We start from the raw sequence: 14,707 nt of genomic DNA on the forward strand, positions 1-14,707 counted from the left end.
TACGCAGCTAGGTCCGCCGCCCACCCGCCGTGAGCAGATGCCCGCTGGCCCCGAGCAGCGTCGGCTCGGACTCGATGCGCCGGGTCGCCGCCAGGACGGCCTCGCGGCGTTCCGGGTCGTCCAGCCAGTCCTCGACGCCGCCCATGAGCCAGGCGACGCCCTCGACGCCGTACTGGCCCGCGACGGTGAGCCCCGCGTCGGTGAACTCGGTCGGCGGTTCCTCGGGGCGGGCGAAGTAGGCGACGGTGAACAGGCCGTCCTCGGCGTGGTGGTGGTGCCGGCCGTCCGCCGTGACGGCGTCGGTGCGTTCGCGGTGCAAAGGGGTGAAGTAGCGTTCCTCGCGCAGTACGTCGTGGAGACCGGCGAACCGGTTGATGGTGGCCGCGACCACCAGCCCGCCCGGCCGTACCACCCGGTGTGCCTCGGCCAACGCCCTTACCCGGTCCGGCCGTTCGGGCAGGTGGTAGAGCGGTCCGAGGAGCAGTACCACGTCGTACAGGGAGTCGGCGGCGGGCAGGGCGCGGGCGTCCCCGGGGCGGGCGGTGACGCCGGGCAGCCGTGCGGCCTGCTCCACGTGGAGCGGTACCGGGTCGACGAGGTCGACCTCGTGCCCGTCCCGTGCGAGCCACTCCGCGTGGATCCCGCTGCCGCCGCCGACGTCGACGACCCGCGCGGGCGCCGCGGGCATCAACCGCCGCAGGACGTCCTGGGTCCGCCAGAACTCCAGCCTCCCGGAGCCCTCTCTGAGGCGGGCGTCCTCCTCGCCCCGGGTGTAGTAGGCGAGGATCTCCTCCCGTAAGGCGGGCTGCTGGTCGTGCGTCGTCTCGGTCATCACCTCAGACTGCTGATCGGTGCCCACGGTGTGCAACGGGGTATACCGCGCGGGTCAGTTGCCGCGTGCCGCCACCAGCCCCGACTCATAGGCGAACACCACCAGTTGCGCCCGGTCCCGCGCCCCCAGCTTCGTCATCGCCCGGCTCACATGCGTCTTCGCCGTGAACGGACTGATGACCATGTGCTCGGCGATCTCCTCGTTGGTGAGGCCGCGAGCGGCGAGAGCGGTGACCTCGCGTTCGCGGCGGGTCAGACACTCCAGGCCGGGAGCCGTGGACCGGTCGGGAGGGCGGGAGACGAACTCTCCGATGAGGGTGCGGGTGACCGACGGGGACAGCAGGGCCTCGCCGTGGGCCACCACCTCGATGGCCTGGAGGAGGTCGGCCGGCTCCGTGTCCTTCAGGAGGAAGCCGCTCGCGCCCGCCCGCAGCGCCTCGAAGACGTACTCGTCGAAGCCGTAGTTGGTGAGGATGACGACGCGTACGGCGGTCAGGGACGGGTCGGCTGCGATGTGGCGGGTCGCGTCGATGCCCGTCATCACCGGCATCTGCACGTCGATCAGCGCGATGTCGGGGACCTCGGCGCGGACCAGGTCCAGGCCCTGCTTGCCGTCCGCCGCCTCCCCCACCACCTCGATGCCGTCCTCGGCGTCCAGCAGTGCGCGGAAGCCGGCGCGCATGAGCGCCTGGTCGTCGACGAGTGCCACCCTGATCATCCGGCGGCCTCCAGAGGCAACTTCGCCCGGACGGAGAAGCCGCCCTCCGCGCGCGGGCCGGTGTGCAGTGTGCCGCCGAGGGCCGTGACGCGCTCGCGCATGCCGGTGAGGCCGATGCCCGGTGTCGGGGGTCGGCCGGGGGCGGCGGCTCCGTCGTCGTCCACCTCTATGACCAACTCGGCGCTGCCGTAGTCCAGTCGGACGCGCACCTTCGCCGGTCCCGCGTGCCGTGCCGCGTTGGTGAGCGATTCCTGGACGATGCGGTACATCGCCCGGTCAAGGGTCGCGGGCAGGGGGCGCTCGTCGCCGGCCACCGTCAGTTCGACGGCGACGCCCGCCGCGCGTGCGCGCTCCACGAGCACCGCGGGTGTGCCGCTCGGTTCGTCGGTGCGCAGGATCTCCAGGGTGGCGCGCAGTTCCCGCATCGCCTCGCCGCCCGCCTCCTGGATGGCGAGCAGGGCGGGCGGCACCTCCTCGCCGCGCTTGCGGGCCAGGTGGACCGCGACGCCCGCCTGGAGCTTGACGATCGAGATGCTGTGCGTGAGGGAGTCGTGCAACTCCCGTGCGATACGCAGACGTTCCTCGCCGGCTCGGCGCAGCGCGGCCTCCTCGCGGGTGCGCTCGGCTTCCAGGGCGCGCTGTTCGGTCTGGCGCAGATACGCCTGCCAGTTGCGGTCGGCGAGGCCCGTCACGACCGCGCACAGGAACCAGCCCGTGAGCAGCGCGGCCTTCTCCACCACCTGCTGGGTCGTGGGGTCCGTCGCCACGTACGCCGCCAGGTACGCTCCGCTCGCCGCGGCGGCCCAACCCCGGTGTCCCACGCGGGCCGCGGTGTGCACGGCGGCGAGGACCGGGAGGGCGGCGATCAGGCCGGGGTGGGCGTGCAGGACGTACGCCGCGCCGGTCGCGGTGGCCGCGGCCAGCACCGCCAGCGGGGCCGACCGGTGGAACGTCAGGGCGGCCGAACCCAGCACGATCAGCGCGTGGTCGACGGCCGTCGTGTCCGCGTCGAACGCGGCCGTGGTCACGACGAGGGCGCCGACGACGACCGCGAGGGCCGCGTCGGCGAGACCCCTGCGTGTGACCAAGTGCCCGCTCATGCACGCACAGTAGCCTCCGGCGCCGACACCGGCGTCAGACCTGTGGACAACTCCCGGACTACTCCCGGCGTAGTAGTGAGCCGCACCGGCCCGGCCCGTCGGCGCAGCCCCGACTGTCATCGGCCGTACGACGACCGCGTCCGCCCCCGTGGCGCACGCTGCTGCCCATGCCCACACCTTTCCGCTACACCGAACCCCTGCCGCCCAGGGCGGCCACCGGTCGTGTCGCCGAGGTCTACGCGCAGCTCTCCCGCGACTTCGGCATCGACAAGCCCGTCACCTTCGTGGTCCTCTCCTCCGCACCCGAGATCCTCGCGCCCGCCTGGGCGCTGATGCGTGAGTCGCTGATCGCGGGGCCCGGCAGCCGTACCGGCAAGGAGCTGGCGGCGCTCGGTGTGTCGCTCGCCAACAAGTGCCCGTTCTGCGTGGACGCGCACACCATGCTGCTGCACGCCACCGGTGACCACGCGCTCGCCGAACGCCTCGCCCGAGGGGAGCAGCCGGAGAAGGAGGAGCACGCGCGCGTGCTGGAGTGGGGCAGGCGGACCCGCGTACCGGGCGGCCTCGGCCCCGAGCCGTACCCCTTCCCGCGCGGGCACGCTCCCGGCTACCTGGGCACCGCGTTCGCCTTCCACTTCATCAACCGGATCGTGTCCGCCCTGCTGACCGAGAACCTGCTCCCGGGCAACGTTCAGCGGTTCCGGGCGGTACGCAGCCTCGCGGGCCGCACGCTCGCCCGGACCGTACGCCGCCCCGCCCGGCCCGGCGAGGCCCTCGCGCTGCTCGACCACCCCGACCCCGGCGAGGCTCCCGCATGGGCGGGCGGCACGGCCGTCGGCATCGCGTACGCGGCGCTGCTCAAGGCGGCCATGACGGGCGCCGGTCTCCTCGACGCCGACGACCATGACCTCGTGGAACAAACCCTGCAGGACTGGGACGGAGCGCATCCGCCGCTCGCCCTGAACGGGTTCCCGGACCGACGGGAGCGTCCCGGCGCGCGCCTCGCGCTGCTGGCCGCCCTCGCGCCGTACCGCATCACGGACGAGGACGTGGCGGCCTGGCGGCGGCCGGAGCACACCGACGCCTGCCTGGTGCGCCTCGTGGCGTACGGGGCGTTCGTGGCCGTGGACCGCGTCGAGTCGGCCCTCAACCGCCCCATCGCCCGGACATAAAGGGACACATGGCGCATCGACAGCGGAGCACAGTGACGGCACAGGTACGGAGCGAGTTCGCACTTCCGTCCCACAGGGAGTCGTGTGAAACTGGCGCCCCGTCCGCTGTGCGGACCCCTTCCGCACCGTCCCCCACGAAAAGTGCGCCGTGCGTTCCAGTTCCCTTCCCTTGCCGCTCGCCCTCACCGCGCGCCTGTCGCCCGTCGTCGTGCTCGCCGCGGCGGGCTGGGCGCTGACGTCCGGTCCGTTCGCCGCGACGCCGGCCGTCGAGCACAAGGAGGGACAGAAGACCGGCACGCAGTCCGCCTCCGCCCCGTCGACGGCGGCCGCGTCGAAGACGTACGCCTCCGCGCCCGCGCCGTGCGACAGCCTCGCCGAGAAGACGGTCAAGTCACTCGTTCCGGGCGCCAAGGCGGCCGGCAAGGAGATCCCGTCGACGGACACGAAGCTGCGCCGCACCTGCTCGTGGAACGCGCTCAAGGGGTACGACTACCGCTGGCTCGACGTCTCCTACGAGATCACGGAGACGGACGAGGCGGCGCAGAAGTCCTACAAGGAGACGGTCACGGACAAGAGCGGCGGCGGGGACGTGCCCGGTCTCGGCGACTCGGCGTACTCCGTCGTGAACCTCACCACCGAGGACAAGCAGCAGACCCGCGAGGGCGTGGTGGTGGTGCGCGCGTCCAACGCGCTGGTGACGATCACCTACAACGGCAGCGACTTCGAGTCGAAGAAGGCGCCCAGCACGGACGAGATCAACAAGGGCGCCATCAAGGCCGCCAAAGAGGCGGTGGCGGCACTGGAGGACGGCCAAGAGAGCTGACCGCCCTCCGGACCGCCCTCCAGCGGCAGAGCACTACGCTTCGAGGCGCTCCTTCCCGCGCAGCAGCATCAGCACCACGTACAGCACCATCGACGTGCCCAGGCCCACCGCCCAGCCGTAGTCGGCCAGCGACTCCAGGGCCGGGATGGGACGCCCGTCGATCAGGGGCTTGAAGCTGGCGCCGCCGATGGCGAGGACACCGCCGGTGACGAAGGCGGCCACGGCCCGCCAGTTCCAGCCGCCCTCGTACCAGTAGCGGCCGCCGGTGCGGTACAGGTCGGTCAGGTCGAGCTTGCCGCGGCGCAGGATCCAGTAGTCGGCGATGAGGATGCCGGCGACCGTGCCGAGCAGACCGCCGACCAGGCCGAGCCAGGTGAAGATGTAGCCCTGGGGGTCGGAGTACAGCTTCCACGGGAAGATCAGCACGCCGAGGACACAGGTGACGAGCGCACCCGCCCGGAAGGTGATCTTCCGGGGCGCGATGTTGGAGAAGTCGAAGGCCGGCGAGACCAGGTTGGCCGCGACGTTCACGGACAGGGTCGCCACCAGCACGGTGACCAGCGCGAACAGCAGGCCCACGACGTTGTCCGTCTTGGCGGCGAGCTGTACCGGGTCCCAGATCGTCTCGCCGTACACGGCCTGCGAGCCGGAGGTGACCATCACCGACAGCAGCGCGAAGAGCGTCATGGTCGTGGGAAGACCGAGCGCCTGCCCCCACGTCTGCGCCTTCTGGCTCTTGCCGTAACGGGTGAAGTCCGGGATGTTCAGGGACAGAGTCGACCAGAAGCCGATCATGCCCATGAGGGACGGCCAGAACAGCTTCCAGAAGTCGCCGCCCCAGCCGAGCTTGGAGGGCTGGTCGAGCAGCGGGCCGAAACCGCCCGCCTTGTTGCTCATCCAGATCAGCATCACCAGGGCGCCGACCAGCACGAAGGGCGCCGCCCAGTTCTCGAAGCGGCGGATCGTCTCCATGCCCCGGTAGATGATCGCGACCTGGATCGCCCAGAAGATCGCGAACGACAGCCACATGGTCCAGGCGTATCCGCCGATCTTGGCGGTGTCGCTCCAGCCGTTCCCGATGAGCTTCCCGGCGAGGAAGTAGATCGCCTCGCCGCCGATCCAGGTCTGGATGCCGAACCAGCCGCACGCCACCAACGCCCGTACGACGGCGGGAAGGTTGGCGCCGCGGATGCCGAAGGAGGCGCGCGCGAAGACCGGGAAGGGGATGCCGTACTTCGGTCCCGCGTGCCCGGTGAGCAGCATCGGGACCAGCACGATCACATTGGCCAGGGCGATGGTGAACACCGCCTGCTTCCAGTCCATGCCGACGGCGATCAGACCGGAGGCCAGGGTCCAGGAGGCCGTGTTGTGGGCCATGCCGACCCACAGGGCGGAGAAGTTGTACGTGGTCCAGGTGCGCTTCTCCACCGGAACCGGCAGCAGGTCCTCGTTGGCGTAGGGGCCGCTCGGGGCGGGGGCGCCCGGGGCGAGCTCCACCCGGCCGTCGGCGAGGGTGACTTGGGTGGACGGCGGTATGGCCGTGGGAACGGTGTCGGTCATGGGCAGGCCAATCAAACGAGGGGCGGATCCGGAAAGGCCGTGCGGGCTCCGGCCCCCTCCCCCGGGACATCGGAGGAGGGGAGAACTGGAGTGGGGGGATGGGGAGTCGAGCGGTTTTCTGCGGCTTTCGGTTCTTCCTGCGGCGTACGGCGGTCCGTGCGCGCGGGTCAGCCGTTGACGGCCGGGATCACCTGCGACCCGTAGGCGTCGATGGTGGCTTCCTGCGCGTCGTGCATGTCGTAGACGGCAAACTGGTCGACGCCCAGCTCACGCAGCGCGTTCAGCTTCTCGATGTGCTTCTCGACCGGGCCGATGATGCAGAACCGGTCGACGATCTCGTCGGGCACGAAGGCGGTGTCGGGGTTGTCGGCGCGCCCGTGGTGGGAGTAGTCGTACCCCTCGCGGGCCTTGATGTAGTCGGTGAGTTCGTCGGGTACGGCGGCGGAGTGCTCGCCGTACTTGGAGACCAGGTCGGCGACGTGGTTGCCGACCATGCCGCCGAACCAGCGGCACTGCTCGCGCCCGTGGGCGAGCGCTGCCGGCGAGTCGTCCTCGGTGACGTACGCGGGGGCGGCGACGCAGATCTGCACCTCGGACGGGTCACGTCCGGCGGCGACGGCCGCGTCCTTGACGGCCTTCACCATGTACTCGGTCAGGTAGAGGTCGGAGAGCTGGAGGATGAACCCGTCGGCCTCCTCGCCGGTCATCTTCAGCGCCTTGGGGCCGTACGCGGCCATCCAGACGGGGAGTTCGGCGCCCTCCTTGATCCAGGGGAACTTGACGACCGTACCGCCGAGGTCCGCCTCCTTGCCCGAGGCGAGCGCCCGGATGACCTTCATGGCCTCGCTGATCCTGGCAAGGGTGTTCGGGGCACGGCCCGCGACGCGCATCGCGGAGTCGCCGCGGCCGATGCCGCAGACCGTGCGGTTGCCGAACATGTCGTTGAGGGTGGCGAAGGTGGAGGCGGTGACCTCCCAGGTGCGGGTGCCCGGGTTGGTGACCATCGGGCCGACCTTCAACTTGCCGGTGTTCGACAGGATCTGACTGTAGATCACGAACGGTTCCTGCCACAGCACGGCGGAGTCGAAGGTCCAGCCGTACGTGAAGCCGTTGCGCTCGGCCCGCTTCATCAGGCTGATGACCTTCGAGGCCGGCGGGTCGGTCTGCAGGACGAGTCCGAAGTCCATGGGCGCCACTCCTAGTTGAGGTACTGACAGGTGGAGCGGGGGGTGTACGTGCCGTGTCCGGCGTGCCCGGTGTACTCCCGCTCGGTGATGACGAGTTCGCCGCGCGAGAGGACGGTCTCGACACGGCCGGTGAGGCGCTTGCCCTCGTACGCCGAGTAGTCGACGTTCATGTGGTGCGTCTCGGCGGAGACGAGCTGCTCGGCTTGCGGGTCGTAGATGACGACGTCCGCGTCGGCGCCGGGGGCGATGGTGCCCTTCTTCGGGTACATGCCGAACATCCGGGCCGGGGTCGCGCAGGCGATCTCGATCCAGCGGCGGCGTGAGATGTGCCCGTCGACGACGGCCTGGTGGAGCAGGTCCATGCGGTTCTCGACGCCCGGAAGGCCGTTGGGGATCTTCGAGAAGTCGCCCCGGCCGAGCTCCTTCTGACCCACGAAACAGAAGGGGCAGTGGTCGGTGGAGACGACCTGGAGGTCGTTGGTGCGCAGGCCCTTCCAGAGGTGGGCCTGGTGCTCCTTGGGCCTGAGCGGTGTCGAGCACACGTACTTCGAGCCCTCGAAGTCCGGCTCGGCCAGGTTGTCCGTCGACAGGAACAGGTACTGCGGGCAGGTCTCCCCGAACACGTTCAGGCCCTCGTCGCGTGCCCTGGCCAGCTCGGCGACCGCCTCCATCGCCGAGACGTGCACGACGTACAGGGGGGCGCCCGCGACCTGCGCGAGCTTGATGGCGCGGTGGGTGGCCTCGGCCTCCAGCAGGGCCTTGCGCACTTCGCCGTGATAGCGCGGGTCGGTCTCGCCACGCGCCAGTGCCTGTTCCACCAGCACGTCGATCGCGATGCCGTTCTCGGCGTGCATCATGATCAGACCGCCGTTCTCGGCGGAGCGCTGCATGGCGCGCAGGATCTGGCCGTCGTCGCTGTAGAAGACGCCCGGGTAGGCCATGAACTGCTTGAAAGAGGTCACGCCCTCTTCCACCAGCAGGTCCATCTCCTTGAGCGTCTCCTGGTTCACGTCGGAGACGATCATGTGGAAGCCGTAGTCGATGGCGCAGTTGCCCTCGGCCTTGGCGTGCCAGGCGTCCAGGCCCTCGCGCAGCGAGTGGCCGACGCTCTGCACGGCGAAGTCGACGATGGTCGTCGTACCGCCCCAGGCGGCGGCCCGGGTGCCGGTCTCGAAGGTGTCGGAGGCGAAGGTGCCGCCGAACGGCAGCTCCATGTGGGTGTGGGCGTCGACGCCGCCCGGGATGACGTACTTTCCGGTGGCGTCGATGGTGCGCTCGGCCGTCCAGGCCTCGGCTGCCGCCGTGCCGGAGGCGGCGAGGGCGGCGATGCGGCCGTCCTCGATCAGGACGTCGGCGTGGATCTCGTCGGACGCGGTGATGACGAGGCCACCACGGATGACGGTACGGCTGCTCATGCTCCCTCTCCTACCGTGTTCAACACTGGTGTGGTGCAGGTCGGTGGGTGCCGCCGGTCCGGTCCCCGTGCGCCGGACCGGCGGACGTAGCCGGCCCGGTTACGGAGCGGTCAGCGGGCCGTACGCGTCGGGACGGCGGTCCCGGTAGAACTGCCAGCGGTCGCGGACTTCGCGCAGCTTGGCCAGGTCCAGGTCGCGGACGACCAGTTCGGTCTCCTTGTCGCTCGCCACCTCGCCGACGAACTGGGCCTCCGGGTCGACGAAGTACGACGTCCCGTAGAAGTCGTTGTCGCCGTACTCCTCGACACCGACCCGGTTGATCGCGCCGACGAAGTACTCGTTGGCGGCGGCCGCGGCCGGCTGCTCCAGCTGCCACAGGTAGGCCGACAGGCCGCGCGAGGTGGCCGACGGGTTGAAGACGATCTCGGCGCCCTCCAGACCCAGTGCGCGCCAGCCCTCCGGGAAGTGGCGGTCGTAGCAGATGTAGACACCGATCCGGCCGACGGCGGTGTCGAAGATCGGCCAGCCGCTGTTGCCGGGGCGGAAGTAGAACTTCTCCCAGAAGCCCGGCACCTGCGGGATGTGGTGCTTGCGGTACTTGCCGAGGTACGAGCCGTCCGCGTCGATCACGGCGGCCGTGTTGTAGAGGACGCCGGGCTGCTCCTCCTCGTACATCGGCAGGATCAGGACGAGCCCCAGTTCCTTGGCCAGCGCCTGGAAGCGCTTGACGATCGGGCCGTTCGGGATCTGCTCGGCGTACTCGTAGAACGCCTTGTCCTGGACCTGGCAGAAGTACGGGCCGTAGAACAGCTCCTGGAAGCACAGGACTTGGGCACCCTGCGCGGCCGCGTCGCGGGCCGCCTGCTCGTGTACCTGGATCATCGACTCCTTGTCGCCCGTCCAGGCGGTCTGGAAGAGGGCGGCTCGGATCACTGTGCTCATCGGGACCTCCGGTCACTCGGTGTGCGAGGAGCCTAAGAAGTCCGGAAGTCCGGGTTGAGTTGCACGGTGTCACGTCTGCGGGCGTGCGGCGTGGCACGGTGTCACCCTGTCGTGGACCCATGTTTCACCGCCGTTTTCCCAGGTCGTCGCATGTTTCAGCCCTGTTGCGCATCGTGCGCGAGGAGTGCGATGTGCACCGAGGCCGCCTGCTCGAAGTCGTCGAGGTCGACGCCGAGCCGGCCCTGTATCGCCTCCAGCCGCCGGTACAGCGCGGGCCGTGAGACGTGGTGGAGCTGGGCGGTGCGGGACTTGTTGCGGCCGGTGGCGAGATAGGTGCGCAGTACGGCGAGCAGGTCCTCGCCGGCCCCGCACAGCAGCCCGTCCAGCTCGCGCTCCGCGAAGGACTGCACATGCGGGTCGTCGCGCAGCAGCCGGATCAGGCCCCGCAGGTGTACGTCCTTGAGCCGTACGACGGCCGGGAGGTCCAGGACGGCCGAGGAGTCCGCCACGGCGTCGGCGACATGCTGTGCCTCGCGCAGCCCGGCGGGGACGTCGTCCCAGACGGTGCGCTCGTCGGCCGCCGCCACCACGGCCTTCGATGACCCCGACTCGGTTCGCAGCCGGGCCACGAAGTGGGCCGCGAGTGCGGTCGCGTCCTGGTCGCGGGCGAGGCTCAGCAGGACGGCCACGGCCCCGTCGGCGAGCTCGGCGACGAGCCCGGACAGCCCCAACATGCGCAGCACACGGTCGAGTTGGGCCGGTTCGCCGTCGCGTACGACCAGCGGGACGAAGGAGCGCCGGTTGACCGGCAGCCCGGCCGCGCGGGCCCGGGGCAGCAGCTGTCGGGCCGGTACGACCCCGCTGACCAGGTCGGTCAGCAGGCTCTGCGCGGACTGCTCCTCCCAGGTGTGCGCGGAGTTGCCGCCGAGCATGCGGTGCAGCACGAGCGCCTCCGCGGCCCGGTCGGCGAGCAGCCGCCCGGTGGCGGTGTCGCCGCGGTAGCCGCACAGCGTGATCCGGCCCCACCGCTCGCCGCGTCCCGCCAGCTCCGCGCGGATCCAGCCGTCGACCTCGTTGCCGCCGGCCTGGCGGGCGATGCGCTCCCAGTCGCGCAGCACGTCGTCGACGGCGGGCCGCTCCCCCGCGGTGGCGAGGACGCGGTGGGCGAGGTTGGTGACGACCACGGGACAGCCGCTGTGCTGGGCGACCTCGTCGAGCAGGCGTTGCAGCGGGGCGCCCGCGGTGATGAGTCCGGTGAGCGCGGTCCGTACCGCCTCGGACAGGCTGACGGCGGCGAACTTCCGCCGCACCAGCCGGGATTGGACCTCCTCGGTCAACTCCGCGAAGGGGAAGGGACGGTGGAGGACCACCATGGGCAGCCCGCACCGCTCGGCCGCGCGGCGCATCACGTCCGGCGGGGCCGGGAAGGCCCGTCCCAGGCCCAGGACCACGGCCGCCGCCTCCGCCCGGTGCAGGGACTGGATGTACTCGGCCTGCGCGCCCTCGTCGCCGGCGAGCAGCACCCCGGTGGTGAGGACCATCTCGCCGCCGCTGAGCATGACGCCCACGTCGGCGGCCTCGGCGACGTGCACCCAGCGCACGGTCCGGTCGAGCTGACTCGCCCCGGCCACCACCTCGGGTTCCCCGGCGAGGACCCGTTCCAGCGTGAGGACCTGCCGGACCGACAGGGTCGGCTCGACAGGCTCCCAGGTCTCCAAGGCGGTGGTCATGGCGGTGCTTCCCTTGCTCAGAATGCTGCTACTGGATGCTCCTCAGAGCGTGGTCGAGGATCGCGGCGCCCTCCTCGGCCTCCGCGACGGTCAGGGACAGCGGCGGGGCCACGCGCAGGGCGCTGGTGTTGTGGCCGCCCCCCTTGCCGATGAGCAGCCCGCCCTCGCGGGCCGCTTCGAGCACGGCGGAGGCGGCTGCCGGGTCGGCCTCGTCGGTGCCGGGCCTGACCAGCTCGATGCCGAGCATCAGCCCGCGCCCGCGCACCTCCCGTACGGCCGGGACCTGCGCGGCGACGGCCCGCAGCCGTTCGATGAGGAGTCCGCCGACGCGCCGGGCGTTGCCCTGGAGGTCGTGCTCCAGCAGGTACGTCAGGTTCGCGAGGCCGGCCGCCATGGTGATCTGGGTGCCGCCGAACGTCGAAATGCTGTTGGCGTCCAGGCAGTTCATGATCTCGCCGCGAGCGACGACCCCGCCGATGGACATGCCGTTGCCGATGCCCTTGGCGAAGGTGAGGATGTCGGGCGGTCCGGAGTCGCCGTGGGCCTGCCAGCCCCAGAAGTGCTCGCCGGTGCGCCCCCAGCCGGTCTGCACCTCGTCGGCGATCCACAGGATGCCTCGCTCCTGGAGGACCTCGCGGAACGCCGCGTACAGGCCGTCCGGCGGGGAGGTGAAGCCGCCGACGCCCTGGATGGGTTCGGCGATCAGGGCGGCGGGCGGGCGGGTGTGCCCGAGCAGGTCCTCGAGGTCGTCGACGCAGGCCGCGATGAAGTCGTCGTCGCTGAGATGCGCGAACGGGCCGCGCGTCCGCACGCCTCCGTGGACGTACAGCGTCTGGAGCGGGGAAAGCGACGTGGGCGACCAGCCGCGGTTGCCGGTGATGCCGACCGCGCTGAAGGAGCGGCCGTGGTAGCTGTTGCGCATCGCCAGGACGGTGTTGCTGCGGCGGTACGTCGTCGCCAGCAGCAGGGCCGTGTCGTTGGCCTCGGTGCCGGAGGTGGTGAAGAAGACCCGCGCGTCCGGGATGCCGCTCAACTGGGCGACGCGTTCGGCCAGTTCGACCATCGGCCGGTTGAGGTAGAGGGTGGACGAGTGGACGATCCGCCCGGCCTGTTCGCTCACCGCCTTGGTGATCTCGGGGAGGGCGTGCGCCGTCATCGTCGTCAGGATGCCGCCGAAGAAGTCGAGGTACTTGTTGCCCTCGGCGTCCCAGACGTACCGGCCCTCGCCGTGGGTGATCTCCAGCGGCTCCTCGTAGTAGAGGGCGAGCCAGTCGGGCAGAACGGACCGGTGGCGGCCCAGCAGGTCCTTGGTCACGGCTGCACCAGCCCCTCGTACGCGTCGGGACGGCGGTCGCGGTAGAACGCCCACTGCTGCCGTACCTCTTCGATGAGGTCGAAGTCGAGGTCGCGGACGAGGAGTTCCTCTTCCTTGTCGCTGGCGGTCTCCCCCACGAACTGTCCGCGCGGGTCGACGAAGTAGCTCGTCCCGTAGAAGTCGTTGTCGCCGTACTCCTCGACGCCGACCCGGTTGATCGCGGCGATGAAGTACTCGTTCGCGACGGCGGCGGCCGGCTGCTCCAGGCGCCAGAGGTGCGAGGAGAGTCCGCGGTGGGTGGCGGACGGGTTGTAGACGAGCTGGGCGCCGTTCAGGCCGAGCTGCCGCCAGCCCTCCGGGAAGTGGCGGTCGTAGCAGATGTAGACGCCCACCTTGCCGACGGCGGTGTCGAAGACCGGCCAGCCGACGTTGCCCGGCTTGAAGTAGTACTTCTCCCAGAAGCCCTTGACCTGCGGGATGTGGTGCTTGCGGTACTTGCCGAGGAAGGTGCCGTCGGCGTCGATCACGGCGGCGGTGTTGAAGTAGAAGCCCGACTGCTCGACCTCGAAGACCGGGACGACGATCACCATGCCCGTCTCGCGCGCGAGCTCTTGCATACGACGTGTGGTCGGCCCGTCGGGCACCGGTTCGGCCCAGCGGTAGTGCTCGGGCTCCTGGACCTGACAGAAGTAGGGGGCGTTGAAGACTTCCTGGAAGCCGATGATCTTGGCACCCCGGCGGGCCGCCTCGCGGGCGTGCTCCTCGTGTTTCGCCACCATGGACTCGGTGTCGCCGGTCCAGGTGGCCTGAACCAGGGCGGCACGTACGACGTTGGCCATGAGTTGCTCCTTCGACGGTGACGTCAGAGCGTCTACGCGCGTGTACGCCGACCGTAGAGGGCAAAGTCCCCGCCGGGAAGGATGCCCGCCCACTCGACCGGGTGAATCGCGTTCGATGTGCTGCGAGCACCCAGCGTGCATGGTCTTCTTTACGTCGATGTAACCGGGCTGGTTCCAACCCGGCCGACGTTGATCGCGTACGACTCAGTCGCTCGCCGAGCGGCGGAGCGGCGTGAGACAGGAATCCTCTGGTGTGGCCGGGGAGGGTTCAGGCTCCTGTGGGTGAGCCCCCGGCCCTGACCGGGCCGGTCGGTACCGGCACGGTCAGGCGGTGAATCCTGCCACCCGGAGTGCGTGGACCAGGTCCCGGTGGCACTGGTCCGAGACACCCTGCGCGGCCGTCAGCAGGAGCGGTACGAGGGCCTGAGGGTCCGGCTCGACGCTGTGGGCGGCCTCCTCGGCGGTGCGGACCCGGACGTACGCGTCGAGGAGCGCGCGGGCCGCCTGGCGGCGACCGTCGGCGGACAGCCCGAGCACGGCCTGCCCGATCTCCGCGGCGGGCCGCACCACACCCTGTCTGAGGATCTGCTCCCCGTCCGTGCCGCGCCCCGCGGCGGCCAGGGCGTCGGCCGCTGCGACGAGCCGGTCGGGCGGCAGCGAGGCCGCCTCCCACAGCATGGTCGCCCAGTCGGCGCCGAGCCCGGCGCGCTGCATCTCGGCGGCGAGCAGCGGGTAGCGGCCGGCCGGCCAGTACGCGATCTCGGCGAGCAGGGCGTGCGCCTCGCCGCTACGGCCCTCACCCCGCAGCCGCACCAGCCGCTCCACGGCCCCGGCACTCTCGCGCCGGGCCGCCGCGTCCACCGGCTCGGCCTGCGGCTCGGGCCGCACATCCGCCTCCGCGACCCCGGCGAACCGGGCCCCGCGCGGAGTACGGCCGGTGGCGACGGGGGCGGCGGGCAGATCGGGTACGGCGGTCGGCGGCGCCACGACGGGGGCGGCCTCCTCCTCGACCATCCCGGCGAAGCGGGCACTGCCGCGGCGCCGCTTGCGTTGTTTGGGGGCGGGGGCGGGGGCG

Annotated in this window: 12 protein-coding genes and 1 pseudogene; 2 read left to right on the forward strand and 11 right to left on the reverse strand. The window is 70.9% G+C overall.

All coding sequences use genetic code 11. The features are described 5' to 3' along the window. Positions 1-7: 7 nt before the first annotated feature. Genes ADK57_RS45920 through ADK57_RS45930 form a run of 3 tightly spaced genes read right to left on the reverse strand, consistent with a single transcriptional unit; the run spans position 8 to position 2,649 of the window. Complete coding sequence (locus ADK57_RS45920) at positions 8-832, reverse strand: class I SAM-dependent methyltransferase (protein ID WP_053755765.1); 825 nt, start codon at positions 830-832, stop codon at positions 8-10. Between the two features lie 54 nt (positions 833-886). Continuing rightward, positions 887-1,549, reverse strand: a complete 663-nt coding sequence (locus ADK57_RS45925; RefSeq protein ID WP_053755751.1) for a response regulator — start codon at positions 1,547-1,549, stop codon at positions 887-889. Further along, positions 1,546-2,649 (reverse strand): sensor histidine kinase, encoded by a 1,104-nt coding sequence (locus ADK57_RS45930; RefSeq protein ID WP_053755752.1) that lies wholly within the window; start codon positions 2,647-2,649, stop codon positions 1,546-1,548. Before ADK57_RS45930 ends, ADK57_RS45925 begins: the two co-directional genes overlap by 4 nt. A 167-nt stretch (positions 2,650-2,816) precedes the next feature. Between ADK57_RS45930 and ADK57_RS45935 the strand changes: the two genes are divergently transcribed. Both ADK57_RS45935 and ADK57_RS45940 read left to right on the forward strand, forming a co-directional pair. Beyond that, entirely contained in the window at positions 2,817-3,821 is a 1,005-nt protein-coding gene (locus ADK57_RS45935; RefSeq protein ID WP_053755753.1) for a carboxymuconolactone decarboxylase family protein, read from the forward strand. 148 nt (positions 3,822-3,969) lie between these two features. Beyond that, positions 3,970-4,644, forward strand: a complete 675-nt coding sequence (locus tag ADK57_RS45940; protein ID WP_053755754.1) for a hypothetical protein — start codon at positions 3,970-3,972, stop codon at positions 4,642-4,644. Positions 4,645-4,677: 33 nt separating this feature from the next. Here ADK57_RS45940 and ADK57_RS45945 read toward each other — a convergent pair whose 3' ends face one another. The 8 genes and pseudogenes from ADK57_RS45945 to ADK57_RS45980 form a co-directional block, all read right to left on the reverse strand. Next, complete coding sequence (locus ADK57_RS45945) at positions 4,678-6,204, reverse strand: NCS1 family nucleobase:cation symporter-1 (protein ID WP_053755755.1); 1,527 nt, start codon at positions 6,202-6,204, stop codon at positions 4,678-4,680. A 167-nt stretch (positions 6,205-6,371) separates the two neighbouring features. Further along, positions 6,372-7,391: a TIGR03842 family LLM class F420-dependent oxidoreductase gene (locus ADK57_RS45950; RefSeq protein WP_053755756.1), complete on the reverse strand. Its 1,020-nt coding sequence runs from the start codon at positions 7,389-7,391 to the stop codon at positions 6,372-6,374. Positions 7,392-7,402: 11 nt separating this feature from the next. Further along, the gene (hydA, locus tag ADK57_RS45955) at positions 7,403-8,806 is read right to left on the reverse strand and encodes a dihydropyrimidinase (RefSeq protein WP_053755757.1); all 1,404 of its coding nucleotides are present in this window, start codon (positions 8,804-8,806) and stop codon (positions 7,403-7,405) included. A 99-nt stretch (positions 8,807-8,905) separates the two neighbouring features. Continuing rightward, complete coding sequence (locus tag ADK57_RS45960) at positions 8,906-9,748, reverse strand: nitrilase-related carbon-nitrogen hydrolase (RefSeq protein WP_053755758.1); 843 nt, start codon at positions 9,746-9,748, stop codon at positions 8,906-8,908. A 155-nt stretch (positions 9,749-9,903) separates the two neighbouring features. Further along, positions 9,904-11,478 (reverse strand): PucR family transcriptional regulator, encoded by a 1,575-nt coding sequence (locus tag ADK57_RS45965; protein ID WP_053755759.1) that lies wholly within the window; start codon positions 11,476-11,478, stop codon positions 9,904-9,906. A 28-nt stretch (positions 11,479-11,506) separates the two neighbouring features. Continuing rightward, positions 11,507-12,793 (reverse strand): aspartate aminotransferase family protein, encoded by a 1,287-nt coding sequence (locus tag ADK57_RS45970; protein ID WP_053755760.1) that lies wholly within the window; start codon positions 12,791-12,793, stop codon positions 11,507-11,509. Continuing rightward, positions 12,790-13,632 carry a nitrilase-related carbon-nitrogen hydrolase gene (locus ADK57_RS45975; RefSeq protein WP_053755761.1) on the reverse strand — a complete coding sequence of 281 codons (843 nt, stop codon included), beginning with the start codon at positions 13,630-13,632 and terminating at the stop codon, positions 12,790-12,792. Before ADK57_RS45975 ends, ADK57_RS45970 begins: the two co-directional genes overlap by 4 nt. A 324-nt stretch (positions 13,633-13,956) precedes the next feature. Then, positions 13,957-14,707: pseudogene (locus ADK57_RS45980) on the reverse strand (hypothetical protein); the annotation flags it as partial.

The organism is Streptomyces sp. MMG1533, from assembly GCF_001279775.1.
GTDB lineage: Bacteria > Actinomycetota > Actinomycetes > Streptomycetales > Streptomycetaceae > Streptomyces.

Coding starts and splice junctions, on each gene's coding strand:
- ADK57_RS45920 (WP_053755765.1), bottom strand. CDS start 832: ATGACCGAGACGACGCACGACCAGCAGCCCGCCTTACGGGAGGAGATC.
- ADK57_RS45925 (WP_053755751.1), bottom strand. CDS start 1,549: ATGATCAGGGTGGCACTCGTCGACGACCAGGCGCTCATGCGCGCCGGC.
- ADK57_RS45930 (WP_053755752.1), bottom strand. CDS start 2,649: ATGAGCGGGCACTTGGTCACACGCAGGGGTCTCGCCGACGCGGCCCTC.
- ADK57_RS45935 (WP_053755753.1), top strand. CDS start 2,817: ATGCCCACACCTTTCCGCTACACCGAACCCCTGCCGCCCAGGGCGGCC.
- ADK57_RS45945 (WP_053755755.1), bottom strand. CDS start 6,204: ATGACCGACACCGTTCCCACGGCCATACCGCCGTCCACCCAAGTCACC.
- ADK57_RS45950 (WP_053755756.1), bottom strand. CDS start 7,391: ATGGACTTCGGACTCGTCCTGCAGACCGACCCGCCGGCCTCGAAGGTC.
- hydA (WP_053755757.1), bottom strand. CDS start 8,806: ATGAGCAGCCGTACCGTCATCCGTGGTGGCCTCGTCATCACCGCGTCC.
- ADK57_RS45960 (WP_053755758.1), bottom strand. CDS start 9,748: ATGAGCACAGTGATCCGAGCCGCCCTCTTCCAGACCGCCTGGACGGGC.
- ADK57_RS45965 (WP_053755759.1), bottom strand. CDS start 11,478: ATGACCACCGCCTTGGAGACCTGGGAGCCTGTCGAGCCGACCCTGTCG.
- ADK57_RS45975 (WP_053755761.1), bottom strand. CDS start 13,632: ATGGCCAACGTCGTACGTGCCGCCCTGGTTCAGGCCACCTGGACCGGC.